Below are 18,440 nucleotides of genomic sequence, written 5' to 3'. Positions count from 1 at the left end.
TAGGCATAGAAAAATCCCCTTAAAGTTAACAGATGAATTATAGTTTTTCATCTGTCAACCTTAAGGGGACTATAGCAATCATCAATGCACTTTTACCTTTTAAATATCCCATAAAGCTTGATACACTTAGCTTCGGTGGAATACTTACTAACAGATGAACGTGGTCTGGCATCATATGTCCTTCAAGAATTCTTACTCCCTTGTACTGACACAACAGTTTGATGTCCTCCTGTAGGTCACGGCGATATTGATTATAAATCATCTTTCTCCTATACTTTGGAGTGAATACGATATGGTACTTGCATAACCACTTTGTGTGCGCAAGACTGTTGAGTTTATTCGCCATTTAAAAAGTCCCCTTTCGATTTAGCAATGTTGGCTTCGACACCTACATTCTAATTCTTACAGGGGGCTTTTTGGTATAACTGATTTACTATCCGCCCGCATAGCGGGTGGTTTTTTGTTTCGCACGCTTTAGCGTGCTCAACCGGGCCTAAAGGCATAAAAAAAGAGGTCGGGCACACGATCCCGACCTCGCCATTTAGTTCTTCACCAAATGAGAGATAAACCTCTATTCGATTCATTGGGAAATCTAATAAAGGGGTAAATAAATGGTAACTTAAAGATAACACGATAAATGATAAAAATCTATCTGTTTTCTTATTATTTTCTAATTCTATTTAACGGCTGACGTCTTGTTGGCATCATGTAGAACCGTCTCTGGATGCACAATATTACTTGGGTGCTGCAAGACATCCCCCAGCGAATGACCCGAAACGTTGACCAGACAGGTCAAAACGAACAATACCCCCACGGCTAGCGTCAGGATACGATTGCCCCAGCTCATCTTTTCGCTGATAACGGACCCATAGAAACTCTTCTTCACCTCGGCAGCAACGTTGCTGTCGTTAGGTTCTGCCTGTTGCCGTTCTTCGGTAACTTGTTGCTGATAAGCATCAATATCGAAAGACTTCTGATTGGTCTTCATTTGACGTTGGAAGTGTTTCTTCTCATCCTTAGTCTGACCCTTGAACCACTTCGTAAACTCACGGTAGTGCTTCACAACGTCCTTCGTGGCTCCTAGTTCCTTCAACGTGCCATAGTGGATCCAGGCAACCCGGTCACACAAGATTTCAATCTGCTTCAAGGAGTGACTGACGAAGACAATGGTCTTCCCTTCATCCTTGAATTCAGCAATCTTATCCACACATTTTTGATAGAAGGTATCGTCACCAACGGACAAAGCTTCATCAATAATTAAAATGTCTGGGTTAACGTGTACGGCGATGGAAAATCCCAGCCGGGACTTCATCCCTGAAGAATAGCTCTTAACGGGTTGATACAAGAAATCACCAATATCCGCAAACGACACGATATCATCCATTAAGGCATCGATTTCTGGATTGGTAAGGCCCTGCATCAAGGCCTTCAAACGAATGTTTTCCAACCCCGTTAAATTGCCCCGAAGACCAGCGCCAATGGCGATGATTGAGGTATCGCCCCGAACTTCGACCTCCCCAGTTGTTTGGGGAATAATTCCGGAAATAATGTTCGAGAGCGTCGACTTACCAGAACCGTTAACCCCGATTAAGCCGAGCGTTTCACCAGATTTCACTTCTAGTGAAATCCCCATCAGTGACCAGAAATGAGGCACTGTCGAATTCCGTAAGGAGAAAAACGCCCGCAGTTTTTCGGCCTGACTCTTATAAAGGTCGTATTCCTTGGTGACGTTTTGAACTTTGATTTTGTAAGAATTATCCATGAATTAAACTTCCTAACTCAGTTTTTACGTTACCTGTGCCGCCCGTCTATAGAACCGGGCTTAGTCTGTTGTATTATACCAAACATTTGGCGTTCGTGGGAACTTTCTATCCAGCCTTAGACTTTTCTTTAGACCAAAACGGAAAGTAAACCAACGCGTGATTGACCAGTCAATAGTCACGACAAGCGTCGATAAATCCCAGTTCTGGACTCGCTGTCCTTTTGGATTTAAGCGGAGTAGACGACCTAGCACCCCGTTTTCGTATCAGATAAGAAGAGGTCTGAGACTTTTGTCCCAGACCTCTCAAACCTTATTTATGCGAGGGCCCGTGAATCCACCCAGTAATTCGTTTTATTACCGTTAAAGCGGATACGGTACCAGGTCGTCTTATAAGCGGTTTTAACCCCTTTATAATTGACGGTGACCTTCGTCCCCTTCTTCACACCCTTAGGCCAATCAAACTCTTTTTGATTGAAATGGGTCTTCTTAACGTGATTGTATAAATGGTATTTGCTGTACTTGGCGCTTAGTTTTTTAGTCCCGCTAGCGCTGGAATACACTACATAATCATACTGAGCACTGGCTGCCGTTTCCGTGGATGCAATCCAATATTTCTTGCCATCCACTTTAATCCGATACCAGGTCGTCTTCACACCATCTTGCGTCTTAACTGCTTGGCTATCTGCCTTGTAAGACTTCCCTTTTAATTTGCTAAGAGAACCCTTGGACTTCGCCAAGTAAGGTGAATTAAAAACGTGATCGTAATAACTACCGCTAACCCCGTTATTGATCTTAACGGTAGCGGAACCACCGGTGTACTTGATAGTCGGCAACGTCAATGCACTGGTGTAAACCCAGTACTTCTTAGCTGACGTACTCTTATTATAACGAATCCGGTACCACGTGGTCTTTTTCTTGGTAGTGGGATCCTTCTTAACCGCCCGCATATCCAAATAAACCAGTTGGCCCTTGTACGCGCCCACCTTGCTCCAAGCTGTCTTGGTCACACCAGCTCGTGTATTCTTAACATGGTTATACATCCGATAACTACTATACTTACCACTCAAACGAGCCGTTTGCGTCCCACTGGCACCATTATAAGTGGCCGTTGCGTACTGTACCTTATCAGCTTCACTAGCCCCCGAATTACTATTAGAGGACGACGTGGTGCTCCCATCCAGGAGTGTATTCAAACTGTATTGTTTGATAAGTTTAATCAAACTAGCACCATAGGTCGGCGCCGTAGCATAGGTTCCCGTCAGTGCATTGGCAGCAGACGTGTATGAACTGGCATTTTCACGCCAAGTACCACTGTAAATCTTAGGATTATAGCTCGTCCCATTGCGTAGCAACGTGGCGTTATCCGTCATTGAAGCCTTAGCATTGGGATACTTCTTAAAGGCCGCATTCGTATAGTACAGCTGGCCATTAGAATCATATTCGGAAGTTTGCATGGTCACAGAAGCCCCATTGTAACTCCCTTTAATACCAAAGTAGTTGTTAGCAGTCGTGGTGAGCGTACTGGTTCCCCAGCCACTCTCTAAGGCTGCCTGCGCCATCATGACAGATGGATACAGTTTATATTGATTAGCCACTGACTTCACGGGGCTCTTAAGACTCGAAATAAACGCGTCTGGAGTCGAAGTCGCCGCATGACCCGCCCCTTGGGTTAAATTAAAGCCACCAACTCCAGCACCAACAATCAGTGCTGCGAGTAGCCATCGTTTTGTTCGCTTCATTTTACCGGTTTCCCCCTTAAAATCGCTTTCAGGTCAAGAATACCATAACTTGGCTTCTTGCTGAAAGAAAATTTTATAGAGAATCCCTGGTTGCCCAAAATGATTAATCTAACTGACTAGCTGCAGCTTCATCCAAAATTACCGTCACGTTCGGATGAGTCTGCAAATAGCTGGCTGGAACATCTGGCGTAATTGGTCCTTGAATCATGGCGGCCACAGCGGCAGCCTTGGCCTCACCATACGCTGCAATCAGGATTTGCTTAGACTTCAGAATGGAGCCAATTCCCATTGAGTAGGCGTAACGGGGAACGTCGTTGGCGTTATCAAAGAACCGTGCATTAGCAGCAATGGTTGATTCGGTCAAAGCCACTTTATGGGTGGTGGACTCCGGATCAGTCCCAGGTTCGTTGAAACCGATGTGGCCATTCTGACCCAAGCCTAAAAGTTGTAGGTCGATTGGGTGCGCGGCAATAATCTGATCATAATCGCGGGTAGCGGACTCTGCATCCAAGTTAGACCCGTCTGGCACAAATGATTGGGCGAATGGTTTTTGGTTAAATAAATGCTGTTGCATGAAGTAGTGATAACTTTGTGGGTGATTAGCATCCAATCCCACGTACTCGTCCAGGTTAACCGATGTTAATTGACTGAAATCCAAGTCACTAGCACCTAATTCATCGTAAATACTAATTGGCGTGCTTCCCGTAGCGAGTCCTAAAACCTGGGCCCCGTTATCTAAAGCGCGTTTAAAAATCTCAAATCCAACGTACCCGCCGGTCTTCTTATCATTTACAATTTGTAGATCCATGTTCGTTACTTGTTTCATATCATTCAGTCTCCCTCTCTTAATGGTATAGTCCGATTATAAATGATCTAGACCAATTTTGCAAGGATTTTGCTCACTTTTCTCACAATTTTTGGAGAAGCTCCCACGGTTTTCAGAAAATTATGCAACTCACTGATCGAGTTGCTGTCTAAGTGACTAATCCGACAATCAGTTGCTAATATTGGCAAATAAAAAAGGACGACCTACTGTTGTCCAGTGATCATCCTACTTACGCCGAATTCCCCGACGATTGGCACTTAATTCATTTTGCTGTTTCCGAAACTTTTCGAATGTGGCGTCCTTTTGTTTCTGGTTTTTATGGGCGTCAACGCGTTTTGTATACTTCATCGTTTTCACCACCGTTTTCATTCATATTTGAAGATACTATACAATGAAACGACATTTTTCGCAAGTGAAAAGCTTGCCGAAAACCATGCAGAAAGCGCCGCCATCCCAGGCCTGAGAACCTTTCACAAAATAAAAAATGCGAACGCCCCTTCACGAGGAAAGGCGTTCGCATTTACATTATTTATTCAACAGTAACACTCTTGGCTAAGTTCCGTGGCTTATCAACGTCCAGCCCTTTATTCAAACTGGTGTAGTAAGCTAACAACTGAGCAGGAACCACACTCAACAGTGGCATCAACATTTCATCGACGTCAGGTAAGACCAGGTCATCGCCCTTGATTGCTAAGCTTTCCCGAACAATGGTAAAAGTCTTAGCACCACGAGCCATCGTTTCTTGCAAATTGCTCCGAGTCAAGCCGGCCGTCTTCGCTTGGGTAATAAACCCAATCACTGGCGTGCCCTCTTCAATCAAGGCAATCGTTCCGTGCTTCAGTTCGCCGGAAGCAAATCCTTCACATTGAATGTAAGAAATTTCCTTCAGCTTCAATGCTGCTTCCAAAGAAACGGCGTGATCGAGGCCCCGGCCAATGTAGAAGGCCCGGTTGGTCTGCAACAAGTAGTCGCTAGAAATCTTCTCCAACTTGTCCTTTTCATCAACAATGGCTTGCATTCCCGTAGCAACCAAACCGAGTTGTTGGCGAATATTAAAGTTTTGCGCAATGATCTGACCAGTCATCTGACCTAATGCTTTAGCTAAGATAGCTTCCAACGCGATTTGAGCGGTATAAGCCTTCGTGGAAGCAACGGCAATTTCTGGACCAGCGTGGAGCAACAAGGTGTACGTCGCTTCACGAGATAACGTGGAGTTTTGCACGTTGGTGATCGTCAGGCTTGGGTAGCCAGCGTCATTGACGTTAACCAAGACTTCACGGCTATCAGCCGTTTCACCGGACTGCGTCAAGAAGATAAAGAATGGCTTTTCGGACAACATTGGTTGTTCGTAGGCAAACTCAGAAGAGACATGCACTTCCGTTGGAATGTGGGCCAAGTTTTCAAACAGCCGCTTCCCAACTAAACCGGCGTGGTAGCTGGTACCAGCACCGACGATGTACAGCCGATCAGCATCCTTCATGGCCTTCAGCAACGTGTCATCAATTTGGGGTTCGCCGTGTTCTGACAAGTAAGTCTGAGCTAACTTCCGCATCACGTTAGGTTGTTCGTCGACTTCCTTCAACATGTAGAATGGGTAGGTCCCCTTATCAGCTTCGTCAGCGTTCATATCAACGTGGAATGGCTTCCGTTCTACGGCGTTACCTTCAGCATCTTGGATAGCTACCTTGTCAGGGGTGATGGTCACAACTTCACCATCCATTAATTCCAAGAAGTCATGCGTTTCCCGTAACATTGCCAAGGCGTCAGAGCAAACAACGTTAAAGCCGTCCCCCACACCGATCAGCAGTGGACTCTTGTTCTTGGCAACAAATAACGTGTCAGGTTGTTCCCGGTCCATCATCAAGAAGGCGTATGAAGACCCCTTCAACAAGCTTAATGTCTTTAAGAAGGCCTGCTTGGCATCTAACTTGTCTTCAACGGCAAATTTGTCGATCAATTGAACAACCACTTCAGTATCCGTTTGGCTCCGGAAAGGAACGTCACTCAAGTACTGTGCCTTTAATTCTTGGAAGTTGTCGATGACACCGTTGTGGACCAGGTAGAACCGGTCGTCGTTAGAGAAGTGAGGATGCGCATTATCTACACTAACTACCCCATGGGTTGCCCAACGCGTATGACCGATCCCGGTTGAACCGTGAACATCCGGCGTGATTTTTTCACGTAGATCAGCGATCCGACCCTTGGTTTTAACCAGGTAGTCTTCACCCTTTTGATCATTTACGTAGATACCAGCTGAATCGTAGCCCCGGTATTCCAACTTCTGGAGGCCCTCAACTAAAATCTTAACTGCGTTGTCGTTCCCCGTAACACCAACAATTCCACACATAATTTTTCTTCCTTTGCTTGACGCCATTTCCGGTTCAGCCGGACGGGTCAGTTTTTTTATGAATTTAAGAAATGTATCCCTTTTCTAAACAATTGGTATAGACTGAAACGCTTTGAAAAACACTTCTGAATGACTATACTTTACAGCCTTCTTAGAGGGTTGTCAATTAGAAAGTTTAAAACTGGTCTATCATCGTATCTCTAAAAAAAGATGGCCACCTCACAGTAGTCATCCTTTAATTTATTTATTCTACGCCAACTTCAGCGCGAACAACTTCAACGATTCGATCAACGTAAGCTGAGACCGTCTCTTTAGTTGGCGCCTCCGCCATGACCCGTAAGAGGGGTTCTGTCCCGGAAGGACGTACTAACACGCGACCGTCACCGTTCATTTCTTTTTCAACCGTCGCAATCATTGCCTTGACCTTAGGATTTTCTTGGGCGGCCTGCTTATCGGCAACCTTCACGTTAACCAACTTTTGTGGATAAGTCGTCACGTCAGCAGCCAACTCGGAAAGCTTCTTCCCGGTCGCCTTTAAAATATGCAGTAATTGCAGACTGGTCAGCAAGCCGTCACCGGTGGTGTTAAAGTCCAAGAACACAATATGACCGGACTGTTCGCCACCCAGGTTGTAACCAGACTTCAACATTTCTTCAACCACGTAACGGTCCCCAACTTTAGTTTTGACTGACTTCAGGTCGTGGGCTTCCATGGCCTTATACATACCCAGGTTACTCATCACCGTGGTTACGATGGTGTCCTTCTTCAGACGACCATGTTCTGCCATGTACTTCCCACAGATGTACATGATCTTGTCACCATCTACGATATCCCCGTTTTCATCAACTGCAATACACCGGTCACCGTCACCATCAAAGGCCAGCCCAATTGCTGCGCCCTTTTCAACGACAAACTTCTGTAGTTGTTCGGGATGCGTAGACCCTACTTGGTCGTTAATGTTCAGGCCATTGGGGGTCGTCGCAATCGTGTCGAAGTCCAAATCAAAGTCCGCGTACAGCCGAGAAACTAACCCGCTGGTCGACCCATTGGCAGCATCAACTGCGATGTGCAAGCCATCCAGATCATCCGCAATCGTTTGTTCCAGAAATTGAATGTACTTTTGACTACCTTCGGAATAGTCCTCGACCGTCCCAAGGCCGTCAGTCGTTGGCCGTGGTAATTCATCATTTTCGCCGTCTAATAAGGCTTCGATTTCTTCTTCCATTTCGTCAGACAGCTTATAACCGTCATTCCCGAAATACTTGATACCGTTATATTCAGCAGGATTGTGGGATGCCGTGATCATGACCCCCGCGGCAGCGCCTTGCGTCCGCACTAAGTAGGCAACGGCAGGTGTCGTGATGACCCCCAACCGCAGAACTTCAATTCCCACGGATAAGAGACCGGCTACCAAAGCGTTTTCCAACAATTGGCCAGAGATTCGTGTATCCCGGGCTACTAAAACTTGTGGATGAGCATTTTCACTATCCGCATGTTGGGTCAGTACGTAACCGCCAAACCGACCAACCTTAAACGCTAACTCGGGAGTCAGCTCTTGGTTAGCGACCCCCCGGACACCATCAGTTCCAAAATACTTCATGTTAAATTTCCTCATTTCTCCAACTAGTATTATTTTGTCGTTGCTTTTACCGTGACCTTGATCGTCGTAGGATCGAATGCCGTCACGTTATTATCGCTCGTATCCAGCGTAACCGTCTTAGTCGACTGATTCTTGACGTCACTAACATCTACGTCGACGTCCACGTCAGACAGCTTCTTTAATTGAGACGAGCTCCCATACGCAGTAACTTTTGATACGTTACTGGTTAGTTTATACGTCGTTCCGGACGACCCGTTCTTAGCGTTTAAATTGAGCCCAACTTTCTTCCCTTGCCCATCGGACGTAATCGGCAGGTTAACCGTCGTCGTCGATGGCGTGAGAATCACGTTGACCGTCTTACCACTGCTATCGAGGGCTTCGATAACGGCCTGACTGTTGAGCGTCTTCTTGGAATTCTGAGGCACCGTCAGCTGAGCAATGACTTCCTTGATGCGGGAGATTTCGTTCGCCGCACCGGTTGCCTTGACCGTCGTTGTATCAGAAGTGGCCTTCCCAGCTGAGTAGCCCGCAGCAATGTTTTGACTATTGTACTTCACCTTAACTGGGAACGAAACGGTTCGCCGTGGCTCGATGTCCACGGTAATCTTTGCTGGAGAGATGGTTGATTGAATCTCATGATTCAACCCTTCTTGATGCAAAGTAACCTTATGTTTACCCGTCCCCAAATCACTCAAGGCCGCATAAACTTTAAAATTTTGTGTATTCGCAGTCGTGGTTACCAGGGCTAATGGGCCCTTTAAAGTCACCTTGACCTTCGACGGATAACCCGTCACAAAATACTTATTACTATTCACGTTAAGCTGTAAGGGAACTGACACAGTCATTGTCTTGGTGGCTGTCAGGGACGTGTTATTGTCCGAATTAGTCGATTGACTACTACTAGACGACTTCGTACTGTTCACGTAGAAGAACAGCAAAACTGCGAGAATCAGAGCCAGAATGCGGTACAACCACGTTGTGTAACGCTCATTTTTCATTAGCGCCGCCCCCCTCTGAACCGTTGATCGAACCAGTCAAATAGTTTCACAAAGAAGTTGCCATCATCGGTAGCCTCTTCGTTTACCAGCTCGTTTCGCAGGAATTTTAGATAATCAGATTGGGTCAAGCCACGAAGTAACTCGTTATTCTTCGTAATGGAAACTTCACCGGTTTCCTCAGAAATGACGATGGTCAACGCATCCGTCACTTCTGAAATACCCACGGCTGCCCGGTGACGCGTCCCCAATTCCTTAGGAATCAGGTTGCTTTCAGACAGTGGTAAGTAGGCCGCTGCCACGGCAATTCGGTTATCACGAATGATGACCGCGCCATCGTGTAGTGGCGTATTAGGAATAAAGATATTGATCAGTAACTCACCCGTCAATTCAGCATCCAAGTCGATTCCCGTTTCGATATAGTCTTCCAGACCCGTATCTCGCTGAATCGTCATCAAGGCACCGATCCGGCGCTTGGACATGTATTGAATGGCCTTATCTAGCCCTTCAATCATGTGGTTAGCGGCTTCATTTTCGTGACGAACCCGCACAAATAGCGAGCCACGTCCAAGGTGCTCCAACCCTCGTCTAATTTCAGGTTGAAAGACGATAATAATCGCAATAACACCCCAATTAATAACTTGATCAACCAACCACGACACGGTATTTAGGCCCAGGTAGGCACTGACGAATCGTACGATCAGAATCAAGATGACCCCACGGAACAGCTGAATAGCTTTCGTTCCCCGTAACATCACGATCAATTCATAAATGACGAACCACACTACCAGAATGTCGAGGAGGTTGACTAAATTTCCTATAGTAAGGAGATTTCCCCAATCCAGGTTCATGACTTTCCCTCCAAATTGAATTCAGATTTTATTATAGCACGGCACCGCGTACATTTCGCCCTGAAAGGGAACAATGACCGTCTGGACGTCGAAATTTATCTGAAAACTTACGGATTCTTTAAACTCAATTATTCCAGTTATTTTAATGAAAATAATCTGTTAACATAGAAGTCATATTGTGCCAGTTCCCGGCCTTCTCGCTGTAGAATAAAGGTACAGACTTACGAAAGGATTGGTGATGGCTTATGAATCGGCGTGCTCGGTGGGAAATTCGCGTCTTCTTTGTGGCGTGGCTCATTTTCTTGTTTTTCCGTGCTAAGGACCCCTTCTCATTCCTGGTGCTCAACACCTTCTTGGGAGCCATCCCCATTGAACTCAGTTTTCACATTGGTCGCCAACGGCCCAAGAGCGGTTGGCTCTTCTGGCCCTTAGTGCTCCTGTGGCTACTCTTCTATCCTAATGCTCCCTATCTCTTAACGGATCTATTCCATTTATCCTTACTCCAGCCATACGCCCTGAGTGGCCTGTTAAGAGTCACACCGCATCTCTGGATATACTTTACCTATATGATTGTCAGCGCCATTAGCTGCACGTTTTTGGGCTTCTGGAGCCTCAACCACGTTAGTGATGCGATTACGCACCGCTTAGCCAAGGATAACCGGTGGGCACGACTACTCATTGTCTGCGTCCTGACCTTTCTAACGGCGGTAGGACTCTACATTGGCCGTTTTCTTCGAATTCACACGGTCTACCTCTTCTTAAACCCGGAGCAATTTGTTCGGCCGCTACTCGACATGTGGAATCCTAATATGTGGATCTTCGTCATCCTGATGACCTTCATCCAGTTATTCTGTTATTGGATTCTCTACTTAATCATGAGCACCCAACACGAAGACTAAGTCAATTATACGAAAGAGACCTGGGAACAATTCCCAGGTCTCTTTTTGATGGTACTATTTTTTAGCTTACTCATCGCTGTTCAGCGACATAACCAACACATTTTCTGAGTAGTTCACGTACTGACGTAGATGTGACGCCATATTCCAGGTAATGTTACCTGCTTCCAGCAACGTTTGAATACCAGAACGTTCAGCTCCCAAGGCTCTGACCCGCATCGTATTGATTTGATGCTGGTACTCTTCCTCGTGGGTAGGTGCAGATTCAGCTTTAGCCCGTTCGATTCGGTTACGGTATTGTACCAACAGATGGTACACAGCCTGGTTGTCAAACTGGGTTTCATCAACGTCGGAACTAGCCAAGTACTGTGACAGAGACTTGATAGCGGCTTTGGCCGTCTCACGCTCAATCAAATTGTTCTCAGCGTGTAACCGGTCCGTATCTTCGGAATGCAACCAGTAAGCAGCGTTACGAATCATGTGTTTGAAGAAGACCCGCCAGTAGCGCAGAACGCTTGGCATCGTGTGCCCAGCCACCTGGGTTAACCGATTTTCTAGATTTTCAATTCGGCGCAAGGCCCCAACGTAACTCGTCTGGGTGATTTTCTCACCCTTCCGTAATTCTTTAAGAGACGCTCGTTCCCCGGCCAACGTGACTTCTCGGAGTTTGATTTCATCCTCTAAAACCTTCTGCATGGCAGTGTCCGCGCGATAGCTCATTTCTAATCGGCGAATGACAAATTGATAATCTAAAATCAGGTCGTACGCTGCCCGTTGGTTGTTGGGCCGACGCAGTTCCTCAATCTTAGAAATTGCCAGCCGCATGATATACGCTCGCGCCTCGTCCTCACTGATCTTTCGGACTGGATCAGCGGGAATTTCTTCGCCATCGGCGTCCAAGTCAATGTCGTTAGCCCCCTCATCGCTGGCACTAGCCCGCGTTTGAAGTGGTTGGCCCGAAGTTGAGATCAGTGGCAACGTAATCGTCGCGGCAACCAGACTGATGATAATCACCCCGGACGCCACAAACAGCATCAACGAACGCGTTGGGAAGCCGGCACCGGACGCAATCGTCATCGGAACCGACAGGACACCAGCCATGGTCACAGCACCCCGCACACCAGATAATCCCGAAAGGATCGACATACGCAAGCCCGGCCGATTCTTAGGCGCTTTATGTGTTATCCGTTCGTAAAGCACGTACCCATACGTCCAAACCGTCCGGATCACCACGATGATGACCCAGGTCACAAACGCAAAGAACAAGGCTTCCCAGGTATTGAACTGGCCACCCTTGATAACTTGAGACGTTGCCACGGGGAGCTCAATTCCTAGAATCACAAACACGATTCCGTTTAGCGAGTAGATAATAATATCCCAAACCTTTTCGGTAACCAGCTTTAATTCTGGTGAATCCTCCACGATTCGGTTCTCCCGGGCATGGTACAGCACACCGGCTGTCACCACTGCGATAACCCCAGAAGCGTGTGTAATCTCTTCTGTCACTAGGTACACGACGAAGGGCGTCGCAATCTGCAAAACGGTGTTAAAAATCACGTCATCGATTCCCTGCCGGCGCAAGATATCCATCAATAATTGAATAGCTGTCATAAAAATTAAGCCGGATAGGAACCCAACGATACTGATGTAAAAGAAGTCACCTACGGCCGTTCCCATGGAAAAGGCACCGGTCACAGTGGCTGCAATTGCATACTTAAAGGCAATCAGCCCACTTGCATCGTTGATCAGACTTTCACCACTCACCAAATGCATCAAGCTATCTGGGAGTTTGGCTTGTTTGGAAATGGACTGCACGGCTACCGGGTCGGTTGGCGACAGAATTGCGGCCAACGCGAAGGCCACCGTCAATGGCATTTTAGGAATCAACTCATAGATCAAGAACCCACCCAAAATCGTGGTCAAAAACACCAGCCAGATGGCATTCGCAAAAATTGGTCCCCGCAGCCGCCAGAGTTCCCGTCGGGGAAAGCGCCGGCCATCGTTATACAGTAACGGGGCAATGAACAGTAGTAAAAACCAGTCAGTTTCAAGTGGTACTTCAAATTTCCAAATCAAGGCTACCAAGAGCCCTAAGGCAATTTGAATCAAACTAACTGGAATAAACGTGAGGTAGTGACTGATAATATTAGAAAACAGGACTAACACAATCAACAGGATCACTGCTTCAACAATTGGCACATAAGGTCCCCCCTTTTTTTATTTTGTATGTGGTTCTTCACCAATGATGCGGACTTCAGTTTCCAAGTGCACATCGTCTTCTTTCAAAATGACCGCCTGGATGTGGTGAATCAAGTCCAAGTAGTCCGTAGCCGTAGCATGGTCAATGTTCACAATGAAACCAGCGTGCTTCATAGAAACCTGCGCGCCACCCATTTGATAGCCTTGTAGACCGGCTGCTTGAATCAAACGACCGGTGTAATGACCCTCTGGCCGCTTGAAAACACTCCCACAGGAAGGGAGCTCCAGGGGTTGCTTGGCGGCCCGACGAGCGTTTAAATCATCCATTTTAGCTTGAATTTCCGCCTTATCGCCGACTTGGAGGGCAAAGGTAGCCGTCAACACGATGTCGTTGTAATCCTGAATCGAGCTGTGCCGGTAACCAAAGTCGAGTTCAGTCTGAGTTAAGGTCCGAATCTCACCTTCAGGAGTCAAAATTTCAGCCGCAACCGCGACCTCTTTGATTTCACCGCCGTAGGCACCCGCGTTCATAAAGATGGCCCCACCGATGCTACCAGGAATCCCTGCAGCAAATTCTAACCCCGTCAAGCCATGTGCCTGTGCCACCTGCGTGGTCTTGATCAACGCGGCACCAGCCTCAGCCGTCACCGTTTGACCATCCGTTGTAATGGCGTTCATCTTCGTTAAGATCATGACCAAGCCACGAATTCCGCCGTCCCGCACAATCAAGTTGCTGGCATTACCAACTACTGTAATGGGGAGATCAGTCTGATTCGCATAGGCCAGTAAGGACTTTGTTTCCTGGATATTCGTTGGAAATGCCAGGTAGTCAGCAGGTCCACCGGTCTTCGTATGCGTATAGTGAGCCAGAGGCTCGTTACGTAAAATTTCAATCGTTGGAAATGCCGTCGCTATGTCTTCCATCATCATTATTTTCCCTTCGTTCCGCAAATGTTTGGCCCTGTTTTGCCGTTCATCGGCCAAACAAGATTGACAGTCAATAAATCTATTTTACCATGAAAACAAGCATCACCGGGAGCGAACGCATCAATCAAAGCAAAATCTAACATTTCTGGTATACTAAACACAGTTAGTGGAGGTGCAGTCATGAAATTTATTTCTTGGAACGTAAACGGCCTGCGAGCAATTGTGAAAAAGGGGTTCGTGGACACTTTTCAGAACCTGGATGCCGACTTCTTTGGTGTTCAGGAAACGAAGCTTCAGGCTGGTCAGATTGACTTAGACCTGCCTGGATACTATCAATACTGGAACTATGCTGAACGGAAGGGCTACTCAGGAACGGCACTATTTACGAAACACAAACCGTTGAACGTCATCTATGGCATCGATGCCCCCGACTTCGATCACGAAGGCCGGACAATTACCCTAGAATATCCAGATTTTTATGTACTGACCTGCTATACGCCTAACTCGGGTAGCGGGCTTAAACGGCTCGACTTCCGCATGGGCTGGGAGGAAGCCTTCCTGAAGTTCGTGAACCAACTCAACGCTAAGAAGCCCATCATTTTCTGCGGGGACCTCAACGTTGCGCATACCGAAATCGATTTAAAAAATCCCAAAACGAATCATAAGAATGCTGGTTTTACCGATGATGAACGTGAAAAATTCACTGGCTTACTGGGAGCCGGTTACACGGACACCTTCCGCTACTTCAATCCCGATGCAACGGAACGCTACTCATGGTGGAGTTATCGGTTCCACGCTCGCGACAACAATGCCGGCTGGCGTATCGACTACTTCATTACCAGTGACCGGTTACAACCACAATTAACGAATGCTCAGATTTTGGACCAAGTCATGGGTTCTGACCACTGTCCGGTTGAACTCGACGTGGATGGTCTCACTGTCTAAGCATAAACCCGAAAGGAAGAATTCATTCGTGAACTTTGTTGCCATGGATTTTGAAACGGCCAACGGCAAACGATACAGTGCTTGCTCCTTAGCACTGACCATTGTACGTAATAGCCAGGTCGTTGACGAATTTTACTCATTGATCAAACCCGATACCGACTTTTTCTGGCGCAACGTGCAGATCCACGGGATCCACGAAAAAGACGTTGCCAACGCCCCGACGTTCCCTGAAGTTTGGGACCACGTGGCACCCTTCTTTCAACGTGACCGCCTGGTCATTGCGCATAACGCCCCTTTTGACAACGGCGTCCTGCGGAGTAGTCTAGAACACTACAATTTACCGACAGCCCGTTACCTAACGCTGGACACGGTCAAAACAAGTCGCAAGTTCTTTCCAGAATTTCCCAATCACAAGCTGAATACGGTCTGTGACGAACTAAACATCGATCTACACCATCACCATAATGCGTTGGATGATAGTTTGGCCTGTGCCAACATTTTATTGTATGAAGCCAACCATTTTGGGACCCAACCGTTGAAGCCGTTTGTAACAGTCAACGCATAAGCTTTAATTTATGAATAACCTAAAATCAGGTCTGTAAAACCGTTTTGGTTTCACAGACCTGATTTTAGGTTATTTTTGTATTTTCAAACCCAACTTGCTAAAGTGTGTGCCTGAAGGCAACTAACCGCCTCCCAGCACACGCCTTTTTCCAACGTTTAAGCTTTCCAGTTAATTGGGGCCTGCTGGGCAAGAATCTGATCAATTCGTTCTAGTTCAGCTGTCGTAAATGCCAAGTGATCTAACGCCTGGACATTGGCCACAACCTGCTCAGGCCGACTGGCACCAATCAAAACGCTCGCAATGGCTGGCTGCCGTAAATTCCAGGCCAGTGCCATTTGCGCTAAGCTTTGATGCCGGCTCTCCGCAACGTCATTCAAACGCTTAACAGTCGTGAGCGTCTGTTCAACTTGAGCTGGTTCCAGGAAGGGAATCGTCCCTTTATTTGCCCGCGAGTTGGCTGGAATACCATGTAAGTACTTGTCCGTTAATAGTCCCTGACACAACGAACTAAAGCTGACCGCCGCCTTATTTTCAGCTGTAAGAATGGGTAAGACGTCATCCTCGACCTGACGATTCAACATGTTGTAACGCGGTTGATGAATAATAAACGGGGTCTTAAGGTCCCGGAAGATGTCGGTCATCACCTTCGTCTGCGCACCATTGTAGTTCGAAATACCAACGTAGAGGGTCTTCCCATCACGCACCAACTGATCCAATGCTAAGGCCGTCTCCTCGGGATCAGTCGCCGGATCTGGCCGATGACTGTAGAAAATATCGAAGTAATCTAGACCGGTTCGCTGCAAACTCTGATTAGCACTCGCAATGATACTCTTGCGAGACCCCCAATTACCATAAGGCCCGGGCCACATCACGTAACCCGCCTTGCTGGCAATCACCATTTCATCTCGATACGGCTTCATGTCGCTGGCCATAATGCGGCCGAAGTTTTCCTCAGCACTCCCGGGAACTGGCCCATAATTATTGGCCAAATCAAAGTAAGTAATCCCTAAATCAAACGCTTGGTGAACAATTGCGCGCTGGGTGTCAAAGGGGTCAACGCTCCCAAAGTTATTCCATAGTCCCAGCCCAATCGCTGACAGCTTGAGACCACTGATTCCTAACCGATTATAAACCATCTTATCGTAACGTTGCTCATTAGCCTGATACATCCAAACACCCTCCTCAAGTTCCATACACTTTAAGGATACCGCTTTCATGTTCATTTGGGGAGTAAATTGTCAGCGGTCTCAGAACAATTTCTCCGTTAAATTCGGCGGACAACAAAAAAGGTTTGAGACTTTTGTCCCAAACCTTTTTGCACGCTGAACGTACATAGTCGAAACGTGCGACGGCAGGCAGCTCGCTCCGCTTAACAGCGATAAACAAATAATCCAGGCCCGGGATTATCCGCTTATCACCGTTAATGCTCACGAGCTAAGCGCCTGCTGCCGCACTCTTTTTTCCTACATACCCGCTACCAAAACTCAGTCGGGATCCGCCGGTAAACGGTAAACCATTTCAACGGCTGACACGTGTTCCCCTTCGGCCGTGGTCACAGTCTCAGTTGGCGACTCCGTGCGGGTAAATCCTAATTTTTCATAGAGTTTAACGGCAGCAATATTCCGTGTCTGAACGGTTAAGCCAATGGCTACCAACGAACTGGCCGCCTCAGCCCAGTAGAGAGCTTCGTCAACCAACGCCGTGCCGATGCCCTGATGCCAGTACGCCTTTTCTACGGCGATCCCCAGTTCACCGACATTTCCCTGGGAGGTAGGCACGATTGAACAAACCCCTAAGAGTTCATCCCCCAAGCTAGCAACCAGGACGAGGTGCTGTGAACTCTGTTGAATTTGATCCAGTTGATCTGCTTCTTGCGCAGCACTAATCGTTTCATCGGCATTGGCTAAGCAAAACGTATCACTCTCCGTTTGCAAACGGGCCAGCAGCGCTAGCAAGTTTGCAGCATCTGTTGGCTCTGGTAAGCGAATCGCAACTTCTTCACTCATTTTTGGGTGGCCTCCAGTTGCTGAACGAGTTGGGTAAACCGGTCGCCAACGGGTTCAAACCGTAAAGTCCGCTGACTTTCGCCAGCATCGTCGTCACGCTTGAACACGATTCGCAGGTAGTTTTCAGGCAGCTCATCTTCAATAAACTTAGACCATTCAACCACGTTCACGCCATCCCCGTTAAAGTATTCATCGAGGCCTAATTCGTCCCCGCTACCATCTTCCAGACGATAAACGTCCATATGATACAGGGGCAGTCGGCCGCCCTGATACTCACGGATAATGGTAAAAGTGGGACTCTTCACGTTGCGCTTGATGCCTAAGCCGGCCGCCAATCCCTTGGTGAACGTCGTTTTCCCAGCTCCTAAGTCACCATCCAATAGAATCACATCTTGTGCAGCCAAACCAGGTGCCAACTGCTGGCCCAAAGCCATTGTTTCCTCCGGACTAGTAACCGTTATTTCAAACATACTTGGTAACCCCTTTTTAAACAAATTATTGTTTTTAGATTAACATTATCGACGCGGAAGTGAAAGCCGCACCCCCCATTGTTGCGGATCACTTCGGTCGCTCCTACTCTAGTAAGCCTAACAAATAGTACCCGAACTGCTAACGAATAGCAATTCGGGTACTAGATCAATTCATGATAAATGGTTCTATGATATTTGGTGTTGATAGAGAAATCTATCGACACCATTTTTTTGTATAATAAAAGGGGCACACTGCCCCACATCAACATAGTCGACCAAAACCAATTGAAAGTGAGAATGACAATATGTCCC

General features: G+C 47.1%; 17 protein-coding genes and 1 pseudogene. 3 read left to right on the top strand and 15 right to left on the bottom strand.

What is annotated here, in order from left to right:
• Positions 1 to 76: 76 nt before the first annotated feature.
• The 9 genes and pseudogenes from tnpA to cdaA form a co-directional block, all read right to left on the bottom strand.
• Positions 77 to 346 (bottom strand): annotated as a pseudogene (tnpA, locus tag EKM87_RS11260) (IS200/IS605 family transposase); the annotation flags it as partial.
• Positions 347 to 676: 330 nt separating this feature from the next.
• Positions 677 to 1,762: an ABC transporter ATP-binding protein gene (locus EKM87_RS11255; protein WP_125684813.1), complete on the bottom strand. Its 1,086-nt coding sequence runs from the start codon at positions 1,760 to 1,762 to the stop codon at positions 677 to 679.
• 314 nt (positions 1,763 to 2,076) lie between these two features.
• Entirely contained in the window at positions 2,077 to 3,501 is a 1,425-nt protein-coding gene (locus EKM87_RS11250; protein WP_125684811.1) for a glucosaminidase domain-containing protein, read from the bottom strand.
• 103 nt (positions 3,502 to 3,604) lie between these two features.
• Positions 3,605 to 4,309 (bottom strand): glucosamine-6-phosphate deaminase, encoded by a 705-nt coding sequence (locus EKM87_RS11245; RefSeq protein ID WP_164506498.1) that lies wholly within the window; start codon positions 4,307 to 4,309, stop codon positions 3,605 to 3,607.
• Positions 4,310 to 4,552: 243 nt separating this feature from the next.
• Positions 4,553 to 4,675, bottom strand: coding sequence for a hypothetical protein (locus EKM87_RS12635; RefSeq protein WP_263853481.1), 123 nt, complete (start codon positions 4,673 to 4,675; stop codon positions 4,553 to 4,555).
• A gap of 181 nt (positions 4,676 to 4,856) precedes the next feature.
• A complete protein-coding gene (gene glmS / locus EKM87_RS11240) occupies positions 4,857 to 6,674 on the bottom strand; it encodes a glutamine--fructose-6-phosphate transaminase (isomerizing) (RefSeq protein WP_125684807.1) in 1,818 nt (605 codons plus the stop codon).
• A gap of 244 nt (positions 6,675 to 6,918) precedes the next feature.
• Entirely contained in the window at positions 6,919 to 8,274 is a 1,356-nt protein-coding gene (gene glmM / locus EKM87_RS11235; RefSeq protein WP_125684805.1) for a phosphoglucosamine mutase, read from the bottom strand.
• Positions 8,275 to 8,303: 29 nt separating this feature from the next.
• Positions 8,304 to 9,272 (bottom strand): CdaR family protein, encoded by a 969-nt coding sequence (locus EKM87_RS11230; RefSeq protein WP_125684803.1) that lies wholly within the window; start codon positions 9,270 to 9,272, stop codon positions 8,304 to 8,306.
• Complete coding sequence (cdaA, locus tag EKM87_RS11225; protein WP_125684801.1) at positions 9,272 to 10,120, bottom strand: diadenylate cyclase CdaA; 849 nt, start codon at positions 10,118 to 10,120, stop codon at positions 9,272 to 9,274. The genes EKM87_RS11230 and cdaA overlap by 1 nt, the downstream gene beginning before the upstream one ends.
• Positions 10,121 to 10,365: 245 nt before the next feature.
• Here cdaA and EKM87_RS11220 point away from each other — a divergent pair, with 245 nt between their 5' ends.
• Positions 10,366 to 11,019, top strand: coding sequence for a DUF1361 domain-containing protein (locus EKM87_RS11220; protein WP_125684799.1), 654 nt, complete (start codon positions 10,366 to 10,368; stop codon positions 11,017 to 11,019).
• A gap of 66 nt (positions 11,020 to 11,085) precedes the next feature.
• Here the strand turns inward: EKM87_RS11220 and EKM87_RS11215 are convergent, their stop codons facing one another.
• From EKM87_RS11215 to EKM87_RS12425, 3 genes are read right to left on the bottom strand one after another with little or no spacing between them, the layout of a single operon-like run.
• Entirely contained in the window at positions 11,086 to 13,215 is a 2,130-nt protein-coding gene (locus EKM87_RS11215) for a cation:proton antiporter (protein ID WP_125684797.1), read from the bottom strand.
• An 18-nt stretch (positions 13,216 to 13,233) separates the two neighbouring features.
• Positions 13,234 to 14,145 carry a UDP-N-acetylmuramate dehydrogenase gene (gene murB, locus EKM87_RS11210; RefSeq protein ID WP_125684795.1) on the bottom strand — a complete coding sequence of 304 codons (912 nt, stop codon included), beginning with the start codon at positions 14,143 to 14,145 and terminating at the stop codon, positions 13,234 to 13,236.
• Entirely contained in the window at positions 14,145 to 14,324 is a 180-nt protein-coding gene (locus EKM87_RS12425) for a hypothetical protein (protein ID WP_164506497.1), read from the bottom strand. Before EKM87_RS12425 ends, murB begins: the two co-directional genes overlap by 1 nt.
• On the opposite strand from EKM87_RS12425, the gene EKM87_RS11205 reads away from it, so the two are divergent.
• Positions 14,323 to 15,087: an exodeoxyribonuclease III gene (locus EKM87_RS11205; RefSeq protein ID WP_125684793.1), complete on the top strand. Its 765-nt coding sequence runs from the start codon at positions 14,323 to 14,325 to the stop codon at positions 15,085 to 15,087. The two genes, EKM87_RS12425 and EKM87_RS11205, sit on opposite strands and share 2 nt — an antisense overlap.
• Before the next feature lie 28 nt (positions 15,088 to 15,115).
• Complete coding sequence (locus EKM87_RS11200) at positions 15,116 to 15,652, top strand: 3'-5' exonuclease (protein ID WP_125684791.1); 537 nt, start codon at positions 15,116 to 15,118, stop codon at positions 15,650 to 15,652.
• A 155-nt stretch (positions 15,653 to 15,807) separates the two neighbouring features.
• Here EKM87_RS11200 and EKM87_RS11195 read toward each other — a convergent pair whose 3' ends face one another.
• The 3 genes from EKM87_RS11195 to tsaE all read right to left on the bottom strand — a co-directional run bounded on the left by EKM87_RS11195 (position 15,808) and on the right by tsaE (position 18,128).
• Positions 15,808 to 16,821, bottom strand: coding sequence for an aldo/keto reductase (locus tag EKM87_RS11195; RefSeq protein WP_125684815.1), 1,014 nt, complete (start codon positions 16,819 to 16,821; stop codon positions 15,808 to 15,810).
• 315 nt (positions 16,822 to 17,136) lie between these two features.
• On the bottom strand, positions 17,137 to 17,658 hold the full coding sequence (locus EKM87_RS11190; protein WP_125684789.1) for a GNAT family N-acetyltransferase: 522 nt from the start codon (positions 17,656 to 17,658) through the stop codon (positions 17,137 to 17,139).
• Positions 17,655 to 18,128 (bottom strand): tRNA (adenosine(37)-N6)-threonylcarbamoyltransferase complex ATPase subunit type 1 TsaE, encoded by a 474-nt coding sequence (tsaE, locus tag EKM87_RS11185; protein WP_125684787.1) that lies wholly within the window; start codon positions 18,126 to 18,128, stop codon positions 17,655 to 17,657. Before tsaE ends, EKM87_RS11190 begins: the two co-directional genes overlap by 4 nt.
• Positions 18,129 to 18,440 lie beyond the last annotated feature (312 nt).

This window comes from Levilactobacillus yonginensis (genome assembly GCF_003946265.1).
Lineage (GTDB): Bacteria > Bacillota > Bacilli > Lactobacillales > Lactobacillaceae > Levilactobacillus > Levilactobacillus yonginensis.
The sequence above is the reverse complement of the archived record's forward strand: the minus strand, read 5'-3'. Positions and strand labels throughout refer to the sequence as shown.

Excerpts from the sequence above, each read along its gene's own strand:
- EKM87_RS11255 (WP_125684813.1), bottom strand. The coding sequence starts at position 1,762 with ATGGATAATTCTTACAAAATCAAAGTTCAAAACGTCACCAAGGAATAC.
- EKM87_RS11205 (WP_125684793.1), top strand. The coding sequence starts at position 14,323 with ATGAAATTTATTTCTTGGAACGTAAACGGCCTGCGAGCAATTGTGAAA.
- EKM87_RS11190 (WP_125684789.1), bottom strand. The coding sequence starts at position 17,658 with ATGAGTGAAGAAGTTGCGATTCGCTTACCAGAGCCAACAGATGCTGCA.
- glmS (WP_125684807.1), bottom strand. The coding sequence starts at position 6,674 with ATGTGTGGAATTGTTGGTGTTACGGGGAACGACAACGCAGTTAAGATT.
- EKM87_RS11195 (WP_125684815.1), bottom strand. The coding sequence starts at position 16,821 with ATGTATCAGGCTAATGAGCAACGTTACGATAAGATGGTTTATAATCGG.
- EKM87_RS11250 (WP_125684811.1), bottom strand. The coding sequence starts at position 3,501 with ATGAAGCGAACAAAACGATGGCTACTCGCAGCACTGATTGTTGGTGCT.
- cdaA (WP_125684801.1), bottom strand. The coding sequence starts at position 10,120 with ATGAACCTGGATTGGGGAAATCTCCTTACTATAGGAAATTTAGTCAAC.
- tsaE (WP_125684787.1), bottom strand. The coding sequence starts at position 18,128 with ATGTTTGAAATAACGGTTACTAGTCCGGAGGAAACAATGGCTTTGGGC.
- EKM87_RS11245 (WP_164506498.1), bottom strand. The coding sequence starts at position 4,309 with ATGGATCTACAAATTGTAAATGATAAGAAGACCGGCGGGTACGTTGGA.
- EKM87_RS12425 (WP_164506497.1), bottom strand. The coding sequence starts at position 14,324 with ATGACTGCACCTCCACTAACTGTGTTTAGTATACCAGAAATGTTAGAT.
- EKM87_RS12635 (WP_263853481.1), bottom strand. The coding sequence starts at position 4,675 with ATGAAGTATACAAAACGCGTTGACGCCCATAAAAACCAGAAACAAAAG.
- EKM87_RS11220 (WP_125684799.1), top strand. The coding sequence starts at position 10,366 with ATGAATCGGCGTGCTCGGTGGGAAATTCGCGTCTTCTTTGTGGCGTGG.
- glmM (WP_125684805.1), bottom strand. The coding sequence starts at position 8,274 with ATGAAGTATTTTGGAACTGATGGTGTCCGGGGGGTCGCTAACCAAGAG.
- murB (WP_125684795.1), bottom strand. The coding sequence starts at position 14,145 with ATGATGATGGAAGACATAGCGACGGCATTTCCAACGATTGAAATTTTA.
- EKM87_RS11230 (WP_125684803.1), bottom strand. The coding sequence starts at position 9,272 with ATGAAAAATGAGCGTTACACAACGTGGTTGTACCGCATTCTGGCTCTG.